Origin of the sequence: Ferrimonas sp. YFM (genome assembly GCF_030296015.1) — a bacterium.
GTDB lineage: Bacteria > Pseudomonadota > Gammaproteobacteria > Enterobacterales > Shewanellaceae > Ferrimonas.
In genome coordinates this window covers 1383849-1403354 of sequence record NZ_AP027368.1, presented here as the reverse complement: position 1 = coordinate 1403354, position 19506 = coordinate 1383849, and the positions used below count along the sequence as shown (strand labels likewise).

Sequence of the window (19506 nt, the reverse complement as noted above, 5' to 3'; positions counted from 1 at the left end):
CAGTGAAAAGGTTAAGCCCTAAAATTCAGCGAGGCGTCGCCGCCATCTACCTGGCCTTCCTGTTGGCCCCCATGTTCAGCATGGTGTTTCTGGCGGTCGAGGGCACCCGCTATATCCAAAAGAAAAACCGTCTGGCCGACGCCACCGAAGCTGCCTCCATGGCGGTCTCCATGGCCAACCGCAATGTTCCCGGCCCAGGGGGAGAGACCCCGGCTGAGTTTCGTAAACGGCTGGCAACCGCCTACATCAACGCCTATATGCGCCATACGGTGGAGATCGACGACCTGCAGATACTCAAGACCGAGGGGGAGGAGTTGATAGGCGGCGAAGCGGCGGAATACATCCAGTACCAGGTCAGTGCCACCACCAAGCACAACTCCTGGTTTGGCAATACAGGCAACATCATCCCCAGCTTCCAGTCCCAGGAGAAGGTGGCCAACCGAGCCATGGCCAAGAGCTACCCCATCAAGCGGGAGCGTAATATCGACCTGGTGTTTGTGGCGGACTTCTCCGGCTCCATGAATCGCAGCTGGAACAGCTACAAATCCAAAATTCAGGTGCTCAAAGAGGAGATCAACGCCATTACCGCTGACCTGCTCTCCGACCAGGCCAAGGCGGACGGCTTCGATCACCGCATCGGCTTTGTCCCCTTCAACATGCGCACCATCGAGCAGATAAACGGCGATTATCGCTGTGTGTCTCAGCTGGACTACAAAAACGCCAACAATACCGGTGTGGAAGTGGGCCATGAGAGCATCGACTGGCGAGCCTGGAGTAGCCACAGCTATAGGGACATTAGATACTGTGCCGAGGGATACAGCTACAGCGATTATTGCCACAACCGCCCTCGCAGCGAAGCGCGCTCCATGCTCAAGGTGTTTGAAGCCGCCCGTCAGGAAACCGGGGTAGACAACCCCTACTATCTTGACCCCTACAGCTTCATCGCCTTCCAGGGGACGGTCAACAAGCTGTTTGATGACAAGCGCCGGTTTGCCAAGCGCCATCCCAGCCAGTACCACACCCCCTATGGCTGGGGCCTGTGCGAAACCGAATTCAAAACCCTGCCCCTGGCAAAAACCCCGCCCAGCATCAACGGCATGAGGTCCAATGGCTACACCGCGGTGTATCAGGGGCTGCTGCGCGGCGCCCAGATCCTGGCCGATGGCATCCCAGGCAGCGGCGCCAACGAAACCGTGGTGGAGGAATACAAGCGCCGGGCCAAGATGATCATCATCCTCAGCGACGGTTCGGAGCAACCTTTCCAAAGCACCTTCGGCAAGCTGGTGGACAAGGGGCTGTGCACCGCCATCCGGGAGAAGTTCAAGGGGGGAGAGGTTCCCCTCTACATCGGGGTGCTGGGGATCAAATACAGCGCCACCAGCCAGCAGGCCTTTGAACGCTGCGCCAATGAGGTGATCGACGTGAATAACTCCGGTGACCTCAAAAGAAAGATCGAAGAGCTGATCGCCAAGGGCGCCCGCACCGATGGCATCAGCCGACTCTACTACCGACACTCAGGATAGAATCATGACCCACAGACTGACCTTGCTTACCTTGACCCTGCTGAGCCTGCCAGTAGTGGCCGATGACACCCTCAACGCCCGCATCGCCCAGCTGTGTGCCACCGACAGCCTGGAGGTGCGCCATAACGTCGCCATAGCGCCCGTGGTGGCCATGGGCCATCACAGGGATGGCCAACTGCAGATTCGCCAGGACGGCTCCGCTCTGGCCTCAGAGCTGGCCAAGAGCACTCAGATGATTGACCTGGGCAGCGACTGCCTGGAGATGCTCAAGCAGGCTGGCATCGCCAAGGATGCCCCTCTGGCCCGCATCTACTTCGACTTTGACCGCAGCGACCTGACTCCGGCCTCCCGCACCATCCTGGGTGAGCTGGCCCAGCGCATCAACGCTCAGCCTCTGACCATCACCGGTCATACCGACAGCACAGGCACTGAGAGCTACAACCAGCAGCTGGGGCTGGCCCGGGCCGAGCATACCGCCGAGGCCCTCTCGCAACTGGGTATGGAGCGCGACAAGCTGACCACCGACAGCAAGGGAGAATCCACCCCCCTCAAGGACAACGGCACTCGAGAGGGGCGGGCCGCCAACCGCCGGGTGGAGATCCACAAGTTGTAGTCAACAGGCACAAAAAAACGGCGCCCTGGGGCGCCGTTTTTCGCTCTGAGACTCAGTCTCAGGCTTTCTTGAACAGCAGAGAGCCGTTGGTACCACCGAAGCCGAAGGAGTTGCACAGGGCATACTCCAGCTCCGCCTCGCGGGCCACAGGGCCAACGAAGTCCAGGTCACACCCGTCATCGGGGTTTTCCAGGTTGATGGTTGGCGGCACTTTCTGGTCGTGCAGAGCCAGGATGGTGAAGATCGCTTCAGCAGATCCCGCCGCACCCAGCAGGTGACCGGTCATGGACTTGGTGGAGCCCATCATCAGCTTGTAGGCGTGATCACCGAACACAGACTTCACACCGTTCACTTCGGCGATGTCGCCGGCCGGGGTGGAGGTGCCGTGAGCGTTGATGTAACCCACCTTCTCTGGCGCAACGTCGCCATCGTTCAGGGCGTTACGCATGGCAGCAGCACCGCCACGACCGTCCGCCGGTGGCGAGGTCATGTGGTGAGCATCGCCGCTCATGCCAAAGCCGACCAGCTCGGCGTAGATCTTGGCGCCACGGGCCTTGGCGTGTTCGTACTCTTCCAGCACGATTACGCCGGCACCGTCACCGATCACAAAGCCATCACGGTCTTTGTCCCAGGGGCGGCTGGCCTTGGTGGGGTCGTCGTTGCGGGTGGAAAGTGCCTTGGCGGCCGCAAAACCGCCCACGCCCAGCTCGGTGGTGGCCATCTCGGCACCGCCGGCAACCATAACGTCCGCATCACCATAGGCGATCATGCGCGCCGCATGGCCGATATTGTGCACCCCTGTGGTACAGGCGGTGGTAATGGCGATGTTGGGGCCGGTAAAGCCATACATGATGGACAGGTGGCCAGCAATCATATTGATGATGGTGGAGGGCACGAAGAAGGGGGAGATCCGGCGAGGACCAGATTTCTTGAACTGGTCGTGATTGGCCTCGATCAGCTGCAAACCACCCATACCAGCACCGATAGCGGCGCCAATACGGTGGGCATTGTCTTCGGTCACCTCGATGCCGCTGTCGCGCATCGCCTGGATAGACGCTGCCATACCATACTGGATGAACAGATCCATCTTGCGGGCATCTTTCTTGGAAAGATAAGCCTCGATATCAAAATCTTTGACTGAGGCAGAGAAACGCACAGCAAACTCGCTGGCGTCAAAGTGGGTGATGGGGGTTACGCCACTCTTACCGGCCAGCAGGTTGGCCCAGGTGGTGTCCACATCATGTCCGACAGGAGTCACGGCACCCAGGCCAGTGACTACGATACGGCGCTTGGTCATTGTCTCTCTCCGTCAGAAACAAAAACAGGCGGCCCATGCCGCCTGTTTCATAATTCTTCTGCTTACTGGTTAGCAGTAACGTAGTCGATCGCAGCCTGAACGGTGGTGATCTTCTCGGCTTCCTCGTCAGGAATCTCGGTATCGAACTCCTCTTCCAGAGCCATAACCAGCTCAACGGTGTCCAGAGAATCAGCACCCAGATCGTCAACGAAAGAAGCTTCAGCCTTAACGTCTTCTTCTTTTACGCCCAGCTGTTCAACGATAATCTTCTTAACTCGTTCTTCGATGTTGCTCATAGTCTTCGCTTTCCTATTAAATTTACGCATCTGCGTAGAGTTGCGAGTAGTTTATTCGATTCATCCCACAATGCAAGCGAGGTCTTAATGGTCAAACCACGGAGTTTGCATCATTTAGGCGAAATTAGACTCAAATTACCTACTGGATCACGATCCGGCCCAAAATTTAGGCCATCACCATCCCACCGTTGACATGCAAAGTTTCACCAGTGATATAGCTTGCACGATCGGAAGCCAAAAATACAACTGCGTCAGCAATCTCTTGCGGCTGACCCAGACGGGCTACAGGCACCTGGCCCATGATTCCCTGTTTCTGGTCTTCGGTAAGCTCGTCAGTCATATCGGTCTGGATGAAACCGGGAGCCACAGCATTCACTGTGATACCACGGCTGGCCACTTCCTGAGCCAGTGACTTGGTGAAGCCCAGCAGACCCGCTTTGGCGGCGCTGTAGTTGGCCTGACCGGCGTTACCCATGGTGCCGACTACGGAGCCGATGTTGATGATGCGACCGTTGCGCTTCTTCATCATGGCACGCAGTACCGCCTTGGAGGTGCGGAACACTGAGGTGAGGTTGGTGTCGATGATATCGTTCCACTCATCCTCTTTCATCCGCATCATCAGGTTGTCACGGGTGATGCCGGCGTTGTTCACCAGAATATCGATGTCACCATGTTCGGCCTTAATTGCCGCAAAAAGTTCATCGATGGAGGCCTGTTCGGTCACATTCAGTACCATACCCTGGCCGTTGTCGCCCAGGTAGTCGCTGATGGCGCCCGCGCCACGCTCGCTGGTGGCGGTACCAATCACCTTGGCTCCGGCTGCTACCAGTTGCTCAGCAATGGCACGACCGATGCCACGGCTGGCGCCGGTGACCAGGGCGATCTTGCCGCTCAGATCCATACTAATGCTCATAGGAGTCGTTTCCTTGTTATAGGGCCGCCGCCAGGGTCGCCGAGTCGTTCAGCGCCGCTGCAGCGATCGTCTTGTTAATTCGTTTGGCCAGGCCGGTGAGCACTTTGCCGGGACCACACTCAAAGGTAGTCTCAATTCCCATCTCTGCCATGGCGTTGATGGTCTCGGTCCAGCGAACCGGGCTGTACAGCTGACGCACCAGGGCATCACGGATGGCGTCCACATCGTCGGCAGCCGCCACATCCACGTTGTTCAGTACAGGAATGGCTGGGGCGTTCAGCTCCAGCTTGGCCAGGGCATCCGCCAGCTTCTCGGCAGCAGGCTTCATCAGGGCGCAGTGGGAAGGCACGCTCACTGGCAGTGGCAGGGCACGCTTGGCGCCAGCCTCTTTGCACAGCTCACCGGCACGCTCAACGGCGGCTTTTTCGCCGGCGATCACCACCTGACCCGGGCTGTTGTAGTTCACCGGAGACACCACCTGCCCCTGAGCCGCCTGCTCACAGGCGGTGGCGATGGCGTCATCGGCCAGGCCGATGATGGCGTACATGGCACCGGTACCGGCAGGAACCGCATCCTGCATCGCCAGGCCACGCAGCTCAACCAGTTTCACTGCGTCTTTAAAGTCGATCACACCGGCACACACCAGGGCGGAGTACTCACCCAGGCTGTGGCCAGCCATGGCGGCAGGCGCCTGGCCACCGGCAGCCTGGTAGGCACGGTAGAGCGCCACACTGGCGGTCAGCAGTGCAGGCTGGGTACGCTGGGTCTGATTCAGGTCCTCGGCCGGGCCCTGACTCACCAGTTGCCACAGGTCGTAACCCAGTACTTCGGAGGCTTCGGCAAAGGTCTGTTCAATCACCGGATTCTCGGCGGCGATCTCGGACAGCATCCCTACGGCCTGGCTGCCCTGGCCGGGAAATACAAAAGCAAACTTGGACATAATCTCAGATTCCTTTAAAAACGGATCAGGGCAGAGCCCCAGGCAAAACCGGCGCCAAAGGCTTCCAGCAGCAGCACCTGGCCACGCTGGATGCGACCGTCACGCACCGCCACATCCAGGGCGATGGGCACGGAGGCCGCCGAGGTGTTGCCGTGCTCGGCCAGGGTCAGAACCACCTGGTCCATACCCATATTCAGCTTCTTGGCGGTTGCCTTAAGAATGCGGTAGTTGGCGTTGTGGGGCACCAGCCAGTCGATCTCACTGCGATCCATCTGGTTGGCTTCCAGAGTCTCCTCGACCACTTCCGCCAGTCGGGTCACGGCGTGCTTGAACACCTCGTTCCCCTTCATAAACATGTACTCGTCACTGCTGGTGGCACGTGGAGTCTTGCTGCGGGCGGGCGCGGCGGCCTTGAGCAGCGGGCCTTGACGACCATCGGCGTGAATGTGAGTGGAGAGCACACCAGGCTCTTCAGAGGCGCCGACCACGGCGGCACCGGCCCCGTCACCAAACAGAATCACTGTGGTACGGTCATCGGGATCGCACATGTCTGCCAGGGCATCGGCACCAATCACCAGCACCTTCTTGCAGGCACCGGATTTAACAAACTGGTCCGCCACGGCCAGTGCATAGATGAAGCCACTGCAGGCAGCGGCCACGTCAAAGGCGGGAATGCTGCCAATACCCAGCAGTTCCTGAACCTCACAGGCGGCGGAGGGGAAGGAGTTGGGGGCACTGCAGGTGCCGCAGATGATCATATCCAACTCGGAGGCATCAATGCCGGCCATCTCCAGAGCTTTCACCGCGGCGCGATGGCTCATGGTGGAGACATTTTCATCGCCGGTGGCGATGTGGCGTGAACGGATGCCGGTACGTTCCAGAATCCACTCATCGGAGGTATCCACCATCTTTTCCAGATCAGCATTGGTGCGGATCTGGGTGGGCAGGTAGCTCCCAGTACCTAAAATTTTTGTATACATAGGAATATCAACAGGACTTTTCTAGTAACACCGACTCGAGTTGAGCTTCAATCTTGCCAGGCACTTGCCTTTGAACCTCTGTCATGGCTTCTTCGACAGCGCGCAGAAAGGCCAGCTCATCAGCATTACCGTGGCTCTTCACCACAATATGGCGCAATCCTAACAGACTCGCACCGTTATAGTGGTCGGGGTTCATTTGCAAAAACAGCTTTTTCAGCCTGCCCTTGAGCAGCCAGCTCAGACAGCGGGCCAGCGGATTCCGCTTAACCGACTGAGCTATCTGGTGCATCAACAGGCGGGCTATCCCCTCCGTGGTCTTCAGGGTAACGTTCCCCACAAAGCCGTCGCAGACAATCACGTCGGCCTCGCCGGAGAAGATGCGGTCACCCTCCACATACCCGGTGTAGTTAATGTGCGGTGTGGACTGCAGCAGGCCGGATGCCTGCTGAACCTGATCATTTCCTTTGATCTCTTCGGTACCAATATTCAGCAGGGCAACCCTGGGGTTGGTCTTACCTGCCACCTGCTCGGCGAGCACCGAACCCATCACGGCAAACTGAAACAGCGCATGAGAGTCGCAACTGGCGTTGGCACCGAGATCCATCAGATAGACCGGGTCACCCGTCATGGTGGGCAACGCGGTCACTAAAGCGGGGCGGTCGACACCAGGCAGAGTTTTCAGCACCACCTTGGCCATGGTCATCAGGGCACCGGTATTTCCGGCACTGACGCAGGCGTGAGCCTGGCCATTGGCCACGAGATCCAGGGCCAGTCGCATGGAGCTGTGCTTGAGTCGACGCAGGGCATGCAGCGGCTTATCGCCCATCTGAACCACCTGCTCGGCGTGCAGAATCCTCAGGCGTTCTGATTCACAGGCCTGACGCTGACGCATAATAGAGAGGATGGTGGGGCGGTCGCCCACGAGGATCAGATGAAGGTCGGCGTAAACCGACAATGCCTGCAAAGCTGCAGGCACTGTGACATGGGGGCCGTGATCGCCCCCCATGGTATCTAACGCTAGGGTTAGATGAGTCAAAGCGGTATCAACTTACTTGTTGATTACCTTTTTACCACGGTAGTAACCGTCAGCGGTTACGTGGTGGCGACGGTGGGTTTCACCGGAAGTTGCGTCCACAGACAGCTGGCAAGTGGTCAGCGCATCGTGAGAACGACGCATACCGCGACGTGAACGGGTAACTTTATTCTGTTGTACGGCCATGGCCCCAATCTCCTAATTACTTACTCTTAAGCTTTTGTAACACCGCAAAGGGATTCGGACGCTCATCTTCACTCTCTTTGGGCAGGTCGCCGACGACGACTTCGGTTTCGGGGCGACTGCAGTCGGCCAGATCATGCATAGGCATCATCGGGACCATCAGCAGCAGCTCATCCTCCACCAGTTCATGAAGTCGAACCTCACCGTGTTCATCTAACTCGACGGGTTCGTAAGCATCCGGGAGCTCTTCGACCTGTGCTTCGTCGGTCACAGGGCTGTATGCGAATTCAACTGCGAGAGTCTGCCGAAAAGGCTCCATACAACGCTGACATGTCAGAGTGAGCTCCGTCACAGCCTTCCCCTTGAGGTAGACTATCCCCTGGATGTCAGTGCCGCATTCAACGGTCACCTCGGCATCAGTGCAATCGCCGGAACTCACACCAATCAATCGCTTCAGATTCTTAGCGAGAAGGAGACCTTCATACACCAATCTTCTTTGGGCGGCTCGTTTTGGGTCGAGCGAAACCGGAATTTGTACATTCTGCATAGGCCGCGCAGTTTATCGATCGTCTCAAGCTGAGTCAAAGGAAATTTTAGCTGCGAAAACCCAGGCTGGCTAAGGGCTGACCATACTACGGGCCGAGGTCGGTAAAATATAGCTTGATGGCTGATTTTTGCCCCGTTTTTCCAGGGTAAAACCCTTGAACTCCGTTAGAGTGGCGGACGTTTGACCCAAATCAATGGGCTCCATGGTGCCCCGGCCTCGAGTCTGCTAGGCTTGCGGCCTGAAAATTTGTCTCACTTTTTACCAGACAGCCTATGAAAAAGCCGCTTATTTTGGGCTCCACTTCGCCCTTTCGCCGAGAAATCCTAGAGAAACTGAATCTCCCTTTCAGTTGTGAAAAGCCAGAAGTGGACGAGACCCCTCTCGACAATGAAACCGCTTATCAGCTGGTTATGCGCCTGGCCGAAGCCAAGGCCCGTGCCGCCGGTGCTCAGCACAACGACGCCTGGGTCATCGGTTCCGACCAGGTGGCGGTCATCGATGATGAGATCCTGGGCAAGCCCGGCACCCATGAGAAGGCGATTGAGCAACTGACCGCAGCCAGTGGCAAAAAGGTCACCTTCTATACCAGCCTGTGTCTGCTCAACACCGACACCGGTGAAAGCCAGGTGGACGTGGAAACCTTCAAGGTGTACTTCCGCACCCTGAGCCACAAGCAGATCGACGCCTACCTCAAGGCGGAACAGCCCTATAACTGCGCCGGCAGCTTCAAAAGCGAAGGCCTGGGCATCGCCCTGTTCGACCGCTTGAGTGGCCGCGACCCCAACACCCTGATGGGTCTGCCGCTGATCCGCCTCACCGAGATGCTCCAGGCCGAAGGCTTCGACGTCCTGCGTGCCCAAGCGGACCTTGCCACCCAGAGCGCCAAATAGGTTCGTCAACGAACACCAGAGCTACCGAAAAATCACTCATGCAAGCCATATCAGTCCTCTTTCAAACTGACACAACTAAAGATGAGTGACTTTCCGGCGCTCCCGGAGGGCGAGGTCAAAATTCCCCCATGCGTCGTTAGATTTCCTCGATTTAGGGCCACTAGATCGTCAGAAATCTGCCTAGCCTGGGAAAATTTTGCCTCTCGCTGGTGTTTTTTCTGAAACTATATGGCGCTCTAGCCACCAGCATGATAAACCTGTTGTGATTAGTTTTTGGTCACAACAGGTTTATGGATAAGCGCTTTAGCTCTTTTGACGAATTCTACCCCTTCTATTTAGGTGAGCATCGGGATCGCCGTTGCCGCATCCTTCATTACGTCGGCTCAGCGCTGGTGCTGCTGATGGCGGGCATCGCCGTGGCCTCCGGCAAATACCTGTTACTGCTCAGCCTGCCAGTCATCGGCTATGGTTTCGCCTGGGCGGGCCATTTCGGATTCGAGAAAAATCGCCCCGCCACCTTCCAGTACCCCTTCTACAGCCTGTTGGGGGATTGGGTGATGCTGAAAGACGCGGTCACCGGAGAGCTGGACTCCAAGCTGAAGCAGCTGGACCCCCACCCCAAACGCTGAACCCCAGGTTAATCGCCGACCGGTATTCGCGAACTCCTCCTCAATTTATTCCCAAGCCCCCTGTCGCCGACACCGCCTCGGCAGTAGAATGGCGCCCTCTTTTTCCCTTGAACATCACCCATGAGCGCAACCCGACTCGGCAACCTGCTGGCAGCCCTCTCTTTCGTGGCCTATGGCCTGCTTCCTCTCTACTATGCCCCGCTGGAGGGCGCTCAGATGGAGGAGATGCTGGCCCTGAGGATCATCACCTCGGCACCGGCCATGCTGCTGCTTATTCTGGTGCTGCGCAGACCCGTGCTCTCCCTGAGCGCCATGTGGGCAGACAAACGCTCTCTGCTGCTCTGCCTGTTGGCCTCCACCGTCATGTGCACCTCCTGGTACAGCTTTACCTGGGCCCTGACCAACGGCCAGGTTCTGGCCGCCAGCCTGGGATTCTTTATCAACCCTCTGATGGCGGTCGCCCTGGGGGTGCTCTTTCTGGGTGACAAACTCAGCCCGGCACAGCGCGCCGCGGTGATCCTGGCCACCGCCGGCATCGGCTACCAGGTGTGGCAATATGGTGAGCTTCCCTGGCTCTCCCTGGTGATGGGTGGCGCCTTTGCCCTCTATGGTCTGATTAAGAAATTCATCCGCTTCGATGCCCTCAACTCGGTCATGGTGGAGGCGGTGCTGCTGATCCCCCCTGCCCTGGCCTACCTTGTCTGGCGCGGCCAGACTCAGGGGCTGACCTTTATCACCTCGGACACCGCCACCCTGCTGCTCTACCTGGGCGCCGGCCCGGTGACCCTGATCCCCCTGGTGCTCTTTACCCTGGCCATCAACCGCACCAGTCTGACCATGGTGGGACTGATGCAGTACATCGAGCCCAGTCTGCAGTTCCTGCTGGCCACCCTGGTGTTTGCCGAAGCCTTTGACGAGGTCAAAGCCGTCAGCTTTGGCCTGATCTGGCTGGGGCTGCTGCTCTGCTCTGTGGAAGCCATGGCGGGCATTCGGCGCAGAACCACCCGGCAGCCAAGCCACACTTCCGATTCGACTTAAGAGGCGATCCAGTTCCGATTTCCGAATTCGTCTCACTGCCAGGGGCCACTGCGGGTGCTACATTGGGTCAGTTTTGCCTGAGGTGGGTCCCTTGTTTCATAAACTGGAAATCGTGATAGCGTTCAGCATCTTCGGGATGCTGCCTCTCTACCTGAACCTGATGCCCGAGACCCAGGTAACCCATTTGGTGGCCCTGAGAATCATCCTGGGCAGCGCCATTCTGTTCGGCCTGCTTCTTGTCAGGGGTAAGTGGCGTCCCCTGCTGCGTCAGGTCAAACGTGACCCCAAAGCCGCCCTGTGCTGCATGCTGGCGGCGCCGCTGGCCATGGCCGCCGGCCTGCTCAGTATCTGGGCCTACCTCAACCAGCAGATCCTCGCCGCCAGCCTGGGACAGTATCTCTCACCCTTTGTGTCCGTACTGCTGGCCGTGGTGCTGCTCAGGGAGCGACTCTCCCCGCTGCAAAAGCTGGCCCTGATTGCGGCGGCCATCGGCCTGATGCTGCAATTTGGCAACCACAGCTTCTCTGTACTCCTGGCAGTAGGGATAGGCGCCCTGTTCGCCCTCTACGGTTTCCTGAAAAAGTGCGCCCAAACCGACACCTTCACCTCCCTAATCCTGGAGCACCTGGCGGTCCTGCCCCTGGCATTGGGGTACTGGGGCTACCTCCACTGGCAGGGAGAGCCCAGCCTGATCAGCGACCAGAGCAGCCTGTGGCTGCAGCTTGGCTTCGCCCCCCTCATCCTCTTTGCCCTGACCCTGCTCAATCACGGCATTCAGAAAGTCAATTTCACCACCTACGGGCTGATGCAGTTTATCGATCCCAGCCTGCAGTTCCTGCTGGGGATCTGGGTGTTCAATGAGCTGTGTCCTCCGGAGCAGTTGCTGGGTTTTATGCTGATATGGGGAGGGCTGGCTGCCGTTATCGGCAGTGGACTTCGCAAACACCAGGGCGGCAGTGCCAAACTCACTCAATTAAGTTAAGAAAACTCACCAACTCTTGGTGAATCCCCTCAACACTTTGTTTACCTAACCACTCATCTACCACGTAAGCCATTGATTTTATATTGTTAAAAAATCTGGCACAGGCTGTGCATTCCAAGCGTAACTTCCGAATAACGACATAAAGGATTTGCGCCATGAAACGCCTCTCCCTGACCGCCCTCTCCCTGGTATGGATTCTCTCCGCCTGTGGCCAGGCACCCGCCGCCGATGACACCAGCAAAGAAGCCGATGCCGCCAAAGAGGAGCAGGTGGTCACCCTGCCGGTGGAAACCCAACCCGTGGTCCAGGACACCGTCGCGTCCTACTACAGCTCCACCGCCATCCTGGAAGCTCCGGAAGAGGCGATGGTGGTCAGCCGGGTACCCGGGGTGATCACTCAGGTGAACGTCGAAGAGGGCGACAAGGTCACCCAGGGCCAGGTCCTGGCCAGCATCGATTCCGAGCGCTACCGCTACAACCTGGACAAGGCCCAGGCCGAGCTGGATGTGATTGACCAGGAGCTCAATCGTCTGAAGAAGATCGCCAACCAGCAGCTGGTCAGCGAAGAAGCGATGGCCAAACTGGAGTTCCGCCGCCTCTCCGCCATCGCCGATCGTGACCTGGCCGCCCTGCAACTGAAAGAGAGCCGCGCCGAAGCGCCTTTCGACGGCGTGGTTGCCAAGCGCCTGGTGAAGCGAGGCAACATGGCGGAACAATACAAGGAGCTGTTCTACATCGTTCGTCAGGATGAGCTGCACGGCATCATCCACCTGCCAGAGCAGGAGCTGGCCCAGGTACGTAAAGGCCAGATGGCGGAGCTGATTCTCAGCGGCGATGAGCGCAAGCATCAGGCCAAGGTGCTGCGCATCAGCCCCATCGTCGACGCCGACACCGGCACCTTCAAGGTGACCCTGACCGTGCCCAATGGCCAGGGCAACCTCAAGGCCGGGATGTTTGCCCGGGCCAGACTCAAGTATGACGCCCACGAAGGTACCCTGGTGATCTCCAAAAACGCCCTGCTACGCCAGGACCAGGGACACGCCGTGTTCGTGGTGGAAGAAGGCAAGGCCAAGCGCCGCGCCGTGGAACTGGGCTACGAGGATGAGGGCCGGGTGGAGATCACCCAGGGACTGGCCCTGAACGACCAGGTGGTGGTGCGTGGACAGCATCAGTTGAAGGATGACGCCAGCGTGGAGGTTATCGCCCCACTGCAACTGGCCCAGCGCTAAGGACGGCACATGGGAATCATCAACACCTCAGTCAAACGTCCGGTCACCGTCTGGATGTTCATCCTGGCCATCGTCATGTTCGGCCTGGTGGGCCTGAGTCGCCTCAGCGTCAACCTGCTGCCGGACATGAGCTACCCCACCCTGACGGTGCGCACCCTTTATCCGGGGGCTGCCCCGGCGGAAGTGGAGCAGCTGGTCAGCAAGCCCATCGAAGAATCCGTGGGCGTGGTCAAGGGGCTGCGCCAGGTCTCCTCCACCTCCAGAGCCGGTCTGTCCGACGTTCACCTGGAGTTCGAGTGGGGCACAGACATGGATCTGGCCGCCTTGGACAGCCGCGAGAAGCTGGATGCCATCGAGCTGCCCCTGGATGTGGATAAGCCGCTGATTCTGCGCTTTAACCCCAACCTGGACCCCATAGTCCGTCTGGCGGTCACCACCGAGGAGAGCAACGAAGCCGCCCTGGTGCAGATGCGCACCTGGGTGGAAGAGGAGCTCAAACGCACCCTGGAAACCGTACCCGGTGTGGCCTCGGTGCGCCCCTCCGGCGGTCTGGAGCAGGAGGTGCAGATCCTCATCGACCAACAAAAGATGGCTCAGCTCAACCTCACCGCCGCCCAACTGATTGAGCGCATTCGCAGCGAAAACCTCAACCTGTCCGCCGGCAAGCTGACCCAGGGGGATCAGGAGCTGCTGATCCGCACCCTCAATCAGTTCCAGAACCTGGAGGAGCTGCGCCAGATGGTGGTCTATCGCGACGACCAGCGCCAGGTGCGCCTGTTCGAGGTGGCCCAGGTCAAAGACAGCTTCAAGGAGCGGGACAACATCGCCCGCAGCCAGGGCCAGGAAGCGGTGGAGCTGGCCATCTACAAGGAGGGGGACGCCAACACCGTTGCGGTGGCCCAGGCCCTGAAGGCCAAGCTCAAAACCCTGGAGGAGGAGACCCCCTACCCCATCAACCTGCTCTACGATCAGTCCCGCTTCATTGAGAATGCGGTCAACGAGGTGACCAGCGCCGCCCTGGTGGGCGCCGTGCTGGCCATGGCGGTGATCTTCCTGTTCCTGGGCCAGCTCAAGCCCACCATGATCATCTCCCTCTCCATCCCGGTGTCGGTGATCGCCACCTTCAACCTGATGTACTTCGCCGGCATCAGCCTCAACATCATGTCCCTCGGTGGCATCGCCCTGGCGGTGGGCCTGCTGGTGGACAACGCCATCGTGGTACTGGAGAACATCGACCGTCGCCGTCGCCTGGGAGATGACCTGCATCAGGCCGCCGAGAAGGGTACCCGGGAAGTGAGTGGCGCCATCGTCGCCTCCACCCTCACCACCCTGGCGGTGTTTGTGCCGCTGATTTTTGTCGACGGCATCGCCGGTCAGCTATTTGCCGATCAGGCGATGACGGTCACCTTCGCCCTGATCGCCTCTCTACTGGTGGCCCTGTCCGCCATCCCCATGCTCTCCTCCCGCAAGGGGATTGAGCTCAAGGTCAATCAAAACAGCCAGCCCAAGGCCAAGCCCACCACCCGCTGGGGCAAGGTGCGCCACCATGCGGCGACGGTGTTCAGCTTCCCCTTCGTGCTGCTGTTCTCCTATATTCCCAGCCTGTTGATTGGGGTGGTGATGGTGGTGGTTCGCGCCCTGCGCAAGCTGTTCGCCCTGCTGCTGACTCCGGTGCTCTGGGGCTTTGACCGCCTCTACGGCGCCCTCTCCTGGGCCTACCCCAAGCTGCTGAACCTGGCCCTGAGTGCCCGGGTGCTGACTCTGGGCGTGGCGGTGGCGGTCACCGCCCTGGCCTTCTCCCTGGCCCCGCGCCTGGGTATGGAGCTGATCCCCCCCATGAACCAGGGGGAGTTCTACCTGGAGGTGCAACTGCCACCGGGCACCGAGGTCAGTCACACCGACAAGGTGCTGCGCCACCTGGCGGACAGCCTGATGGACGATGAGGCGGTGGACAAGGTCTACTCCCAGGCGGGCAGCGGCGGCCTGCTCAGCTCCGCCTCCCAGATTGGCGGCGAAAACTGGGGCCGCCTGCAGGTGGTGCTCAGTGACGCCAGCCAGCAAGTCCGGGTGATGAGCGCCCTGCGCCACAGCGCCTCGCGCATCCCGGATCTGGAGTACTCCGCCCAGTCGCCGGAACTGTTCAGTTTCAAGACTCCTCTGGAGCTTGAAATCAGCGGCTATGACCTGGATATGCTGGGCCTGGCCAGCGGTCAGGTGGCGGCCACCCTGGCTCAGTCCGACCGCTTCAAAGATATTCAGAACAGCCTCAAGGAGGGCCAGCCCGAGCTGACCATCCGTTTCGACCACGCCAAGCTGGCGTCTCTGGGGCTGACCGCCCCGGATGTGGCCAACCGGGTCGCCTCGGTGATCGGCGGCAGTGTGGCCTCCCGATACACGGTGCGCGACCGCAAAATCGACATTCTGGTGCGAGCCCTGCCCGCCCAACGGGATCAACATGAGGATCTGGCCAGCCTGATCGTCAACCCGGGCTCAGAGCGTCCCATCGCCCTGGATGCGGTGGCCACCATCAAGGAGGAGATTGGCCCGGCGTCCATCAACCGTATCGCCCAGCAGCGGGTGGCCATCGTCTCCGCCAACCTGGCCTACGGCTCCCTCAAGGAGGGGGTGGACGCCGCCTCTACCCTGCTGGACTCACTGTCGCTGCCCCCGGGCACCAGCATTCAGTTTGGTGGCCAGAATGAGGAGATGGAGCACTCACTGAACTCCCTCTACATCGCCCTGGGTCTGGCGGTGTTCCTGGTCTACCTGGTGATGGCCAGCCAGTTTGAATCCCTGCTGCACCCCCTGCTGATTCTGGCGGCGGTGCCCATGGCCCTGGCCGGCAGTGTCTATGGACTGTGGCTCACCGGCACCCACATCTCGGTGATCGTCTTCATCGGCCTGATCATGCTGGCGGGTATCGTGGTGAACAACGCCATCGTCCTGGTGGATAGGATCAACCAGCTGCGCCAGGAGGGCGTGGAACGTGGCCAGGCCATCATGGAAGCGGCCCACTCCAGGCTCCGCCCCATCCTGATGACCACCCTCACCACCACCCTGGGTCTGGCCCCCATGGCCATCGGCCTGGGCGAAGGCGCCGAGATGCGCGCCCCCATGGCCATTACCGTAATTGCCGGGCTGATGATCTCCACCCTGCTTACCCTGGTGGTGCTGCCGGTGCTCTACAGCCTGTTCGACAACAAGCAATTTGCCATGGAGGGTCAGCATGACCACTAATCTGACCAAGCTGGCGCTGAAGAGGCCGGTGACCATCACCATGGCCTTCCTGGCGATGCTGCTGATGGGGCTGGTCTCCAGCCGACTGCTGCCCCTGGAGATGTTTCCCGGCCTGGAGATCCCCCAGATCATGGTGGAGGTACCCTACCAGGGCGCCTCACCCCAGGAGGTGGAGCGCGGCATCACCACGGTGCTGGAGGAGTCCCTGGCCACCCTGAGTGATGTCAAGAGCATGCGCTCCCACTCCACCGAGAATGGCGCCTTTATCGAGATGCGCTTCGACTGGGGTGTGCCCATCGCCACCAAGACGGTGGAAGCCAGGGAACGGCTGGACTCGGTGCGTCATTTGCTGCCCACCGACGTCGAGCGGGTGCTGCTGCGCCAGTTCTCTACCGCAGACATGCCCATCTATACCCTGAGGATCTCCTCCAAGCGGGATCTCAGCGGCGCCTATGATCTGCTGGAGAGTCAGCTCAAGCGTCCTCTGGAGCGCCTGCCCGGCGTCTCCCAGGTCACCCTCTACGGTGTGGACAAGCCCCGCATCGAGATTCGCGTCGATGCCGATGCCCTGGCCACCATGGGGATCAATCCTGACAAGCTGCAACAGCGCCTGAACCAGGAGAACTTCACCCTCAGCGGCGGCACCCTGCGCAGCCAGCAGACCCTGTGGCAACTCTCGCCTAAAGGGGAGTTTCGCAGCGTCAGTGAAATCGAGAATCTGGTGCTGCGCCCCGGCCTGCGCCTGGGTGATGTGGCCGAGATTGGCTACACCCAGGCAGAGCGCATCGATGGCCGCCACCTCAATCGCGCCTACGCCATCGGCCTGGACATCTTCAAGGAGTCCGGCGCCAACCTGGTGGAGGTGGCCGACCGGGTCACCAAGGTGATCGACCAGGCCAACGACAACCCCCAGTTCCAGGGCATCGAGCTGTTCTCCATGGACGACCAGGCCCAGGGGGTAAAAAGCTCCCTGCATGACCTGCTGATGGCCGGCCTGATAGGCGCAGGCCTCTCCTTCGGGGTGCTGTTCCTGTTCCTGCGCAACATCCCCATGACCCTGATTGTGGTGGTGTCCGTGCCCATCTCCATCGCCATCACCCTGGCGGCCATGTACCTGATGAACTACAGCCTCAACATCCTGTCGATGATGGGTTTGCTGCTGGCGGTAGGCATGCTGATCGACAACTCTGTGGTGGTCACCGAGTCGGTGCTGCAGGCTCAGGAGAGCGGCAAGTATAAGGACACCAAGGACGCGATTCTGGCTGGGGTCAACAAGGTAGCCCTGGCCGTAATGGCCGGCACCCTGACTACCATCATCGTGTTTCTGCCGAACATCTTCGGTACCAAGGTGCAGCTGACCATGTTCCTGGAGCATGTGGCCATCGCCATCTGCATCTCCCTGCTGGCCTCCCTGTTGCTGGCCAAGACCCTGCTGCCCCTGCTGCTCTCCCGCCTCAAGGGACTGAAATCCAGCCCCAAAGGCAGCAGCCACCACCCCAGATACCGCAAGTGGCTGACCCGCTGCCTGGAGTGGCCCAAGACCTCGGGAATCATCGCCCTGGTGTTGCTTGGCAGCACCGCCCTGCCCATCAGTCAGGTCAAGATGGCGGACGATGACGACGACAACACCCGTCTCTACCTGCGCTACCACCTGCAGGAGAACCAGCCGGTGGCGGTCACCGAAGCCATGGTGGACAGAGTGGAGGAGTACCTGTTTGCCAACCAGGAGGAGCTGGGTTTTGACAGCATCTACAGCTACTACGCCACAGACAACGCCACCACCACCCTGATCATGCGCGAAGAGCTGCCTGCAGACATCGAGTCCATCAAGCAGACCATCCGCGACAACATGCCCAGGCTGGCCAACGCCGAGCCTGAGTTTGGCTGGGGCGGTGGTGATGACAGCGGCATGAGGATCACCCTCACTGGTCGCTCCACCACGGTGTTGATGGAGCTGGCGGAGCAGCTGGTGCCCCTGATGAACCGCATCGAAGGACTGGAAGATGTGCGCTCCGACGCCGGTGCCGGCCAGCAGGAGCTGGTGGTGCAGTTTGACCGCCAACTGCTCTCCCGCCTGGGGCTGGAGGTCAGCGACGCCGCCCAGACCCTGGCCCTGGCGGTGCGTGGCCAGAACCTGCGCTCCTTCCGCCACGACCCCAGCGGCGAGATTCAGATCTTCCTCGCCTGGGAGCGCCAGTGGCGTGATTCACTGCAGCAGCTCAAGCAGCTGCCCATAGTCCGAGACGGAGAGCGGGTCTACACCCTGGAGATGCTGGCCAGCATCGACAGCCAGCCCCAGTTGCAGGGGATTCGCCACTTCAACCGCCAGACCGCCCTGACCATCGGCGGCAACGTCGAGGACCGCTCCATGGATGAGGTGCGTGAAGACCTGACCAAGGTGCTGGACTCCATCCACTGGCCCCCCGGCTACGAGTACAGCTTCGGCGGCGGCTTCCGTCAGCAGCAGGACAGCGAGCAGATCATGATGATCAACATGCTGCTGGCCATCGCCATGATCTACATTGTGATGGCGGCGCTGTTCGAATCCCTGCTTCTGCCCACGGCAGTGATCACCTCCATCCTGTTCTCCATCACCGGGGTCTACTGGACCTTCATGGTGCTGGGGCAGGATATGTCCATCATGGGGATGATCGGCATCCTGATCCTGATGGGGGTGGTGGTGAACAACGGCATCGTGCTGGTGGACCAGATCAACCAGAGAGAGCCGGACATCGACCGTCTCAAGCAGGCGATCATCGAGGCGGCCGCCTCCCGTCTGCGACCGGTGCTGATGACGGTGGCCACCACGGTGCTGGGGCTGGTGCCTCTGGCCCTGAATGACACCCGCCTGGCCGGCGGCGGCCCCTCCTACACCCCCATGGCCCTGGCCATCATCGGCGGTCTGCTGTTCTCCACCGTCACCAGCCTGTTCCTGGTGCCCTACTGCTACCTGCTGCTCAGTCGCATGCGTCACTTCTACGCCCAGCGCTGCGCCCGCATCAAGCAGTGGAGCGACGACAAACTGCCCAACTGGATGTAATGAGTTTTCCCACCGTCGTTCGGGAGGCTTAGGCCTCCCTTTTTTCAGGCCCCAAAACCAACTCTTAACAACAGACTTAAGCCAAGTTAAAACAGGAGTTTATTTCAACGGTTTTTAGACCGGAGCACGATGATTC

The 19506-nt window shown here is 59.8% G+C and carries 17 protein-coding genes; 9 read left to right on the top strand and 8 right to left on the bottom strand.

What is annotated here, in order from left to right:
* Window positions 1–2: 2 nt before the first annotated feature.
* Both QUE41_RS06610 and QUE41_RS06605 read left to right on the top strand, forming a co-directional pair.
* Window positions 3–1523: a TadE/TadG family type IV pilus assembly protein gene (locus QUE41_RS06610; protein ID WP_286342088.1), complete on the top strand. Its 1521-nt coding sequence runs from the start codon at window positions 3–5 to the stop codon at window positions 1521–1523.
* A gap of 4 nt (window positions 1524–1527) precedes the next feature.
* A complete protein-coding gene (locus QUE41_RS06605) occupies window positions 1528–2136 on the top strand; it encodes an OmpA family protein (protein WP_286342087.1) in 609 nt (202 codons plus the stop codon).
* 58 nt (window positions 2137–2194) lie between these two features.
* Here the strand turns inward: QUE41_RS06605 and fabF are convergent, their stop codons facing one another.
* The 8 genes from fabF to yceD all read right to left on the bottom strand — a co-directional run bounded on the left by fabF (window position 2195) and on the right by yceD (window position 8325).
* On the bottom strand, window positions 2195–3433 hold the full coding sequence (gene fabF / locus QUE41_RS06600; protein ID WP_028108151.1) for a beta-ketoacyl-ACP synthase II: 1239 nt from the start codon (window positions 3431–3433) through the stop codon (window positions 2195–2197).
* A gap of 62 nt (window positions 3434–3495) precedes the next feature.
* Window positions 3496–3729: an acyl carrier protein gene (gene acpP, locus QUE41_RS06595; protein WP_028108150.1), complete on the bottom strand. Its 234-nt coding sequence runs from the start codon at window positions 3727–3729 to the stop codon at window positions 3496–3498.
* A gap of 166 nt (window positions 3730–3895) precedes the next feature.
* Complete coding sequence (gene fabG / locus QUE41_RS06590) at window positions 3896–4642, bottom strand: 3-oxoacyl-ACP reductase FabG (RefSeq protein ID WP_245568322.1); 747 nt, start codon at window positions 4640–4642, stop codon at window positions 3896–3898.
* Between the two features lie 16 nt (window positions 4643–4658).
* Window positions 4659–5582, bottom strand: a complete 924-nt coding sequence (gene fabD / locus QUE41_RS06585) for an ACP S-malonyltransferase (RefSeq protein ID WP_286342086.1) — start codon at window positions 5580–5582, stop codon at window positions 4659–4661.
* 14 nt (window positions 5583–5596) lie between these two features.
* Entirely contained in the window at window positions 5597–6562 is a 966-nt protein-coding gene (locus QUE41_RS06580; protein ID WP_286342085.1) for a beta-ketoacyl-ACP synthase III, read from the bottom strand.
* A gap of 7 nt (window positions 6563–6569) precedes the next feature.
* The gene (plsX, locus tag QUE41_RS06575) at window positions 6570–7598 is read right to left on the bottom strand and encodes a phosphate acyltransferase PlsX (protein ID WP_286342084.1); all 1029 of its coding nucleotides are present in this window, start codon (window positions 7596–7598) and stop codon (window positions 6570–6572) included.
* A 12-nt stretch (window positions 7599–7610) separates the two neighbouring features.
* Entirely contained in the window at window positions 7611–7781 is a 171-nt protein-coding gene (rpmF, locus tag QUE41_RS06570; RefSeq protein WP_084643748.1) for a 50S ribosomal protein L32, read from the bottom strand.
* A 16-nt stretch (window positions 7782–7797) separates the two neighbouring features.
* Complete coding sequence (gene yceD, locus QUE41_RS06565) at window positions 7798–8325, bottom strand: 23S rRNA accumulation protein YceD (protein ID WP_286342083.1); 528 nt, start codon at window positions 8323–8325, stop codon at window positions 7798–7800.
* Window positions 8326–8597: 272 nt separating this feature from the next.
* On the opposite strand from yceD, the gene QUE41_RS06560 reads away from it, so the two are divergent.
* The 7 genes from QUE41_RS06560 to QUE41_RS06530 all read left to right on the top strand — a co-directional run bounded on the left by QUE41_RS06560 (window position 8598) and on the right by QUE41_RS06530 (window position 19370).
* Window positions 8598–9215 carry a Maf family protein gene (locus QUE41_RS06560; protein WP_286342082.1) on the top strand — a complete coding sequence of 206 codons (618 nt, stop codon included), beginning with the start codon at window positions 8598–8600 and terminating at the stop codon, window positions 9213–9215.
* Window positions 9216–9505: 290 nt separating this feature from the next.
* Window positions 9506–9844: an Mpo1-like protein gene (locus QUE41_RS06555; protein WP_286342081.1), complete on the top strand. Its 339-nt coding sequence runs from the start codon at window positions 9506–9508 to the stop codon at window positions 9842–9844.
* A gap of 120 nt (window positions 9845–9964) precedes the next feature.
* Window positions 9965–10882: an EamA family transporter RarD gene (gene rarD, locus QUE41_RS06550; protein ID WP_286342080.1), complete on the top strand. Its 918-nt coding sequence runs from the start codon at window positions 9965–9967 to the stop codon at window positions 10880–10882.
* A 91-nt stretch (window positions 10883–10973) separates the two neighbouring features.
* Entirely contained in the window at window positions 10974–11864 is an 891-nt protein-coding gene (locus QUE41_RS06545) for an EamA family transporter (protein ID WP_286342079.1), read from the top strand.
* Between the two features lie 155 nt (window positions 11865–12019).
* Window positions 12020–13093 (top strand): efflux RND transporter periplasmic adaptor subunit, encoded by a 1074-nt coding sequence (locus QUE41_RS06540; RefSeq protein ID WP_286342078.1) that lies wholly within the window; start codon window positions 12020–12022, stop codon window positions 13091–13093.
* Between the two features lie 9 nt (window positions 13094–13102).
* Window positions 13103–16330 (top strand): efflux RND transporter permease subunit, encoded by a 3228-nt coding sequence (locus QUE41_RS06535; RefSeq protein WP_286342077.1) that lies wholly within the window; start codon window positions 13103–13105, stop codon window positions 16328–16330.
* Window positions 16320–19370 (top strand): efflux RND transporter permease subunit, encoded by a 3051-nt coding sequence (locus QUE41_RS06530; protein WP_286342076.1) that lies wholly within the window; start codon window positions 16320–16322, stop codon window positions 19368–19370. Before QUE41_RS06535 ends, QUE41_RS06530 begins: the two co-directional genes overlap by 11 nt.
* The last annotated feature ends 136 nt before the right edge of the window (window positions 19371–19506 follow it).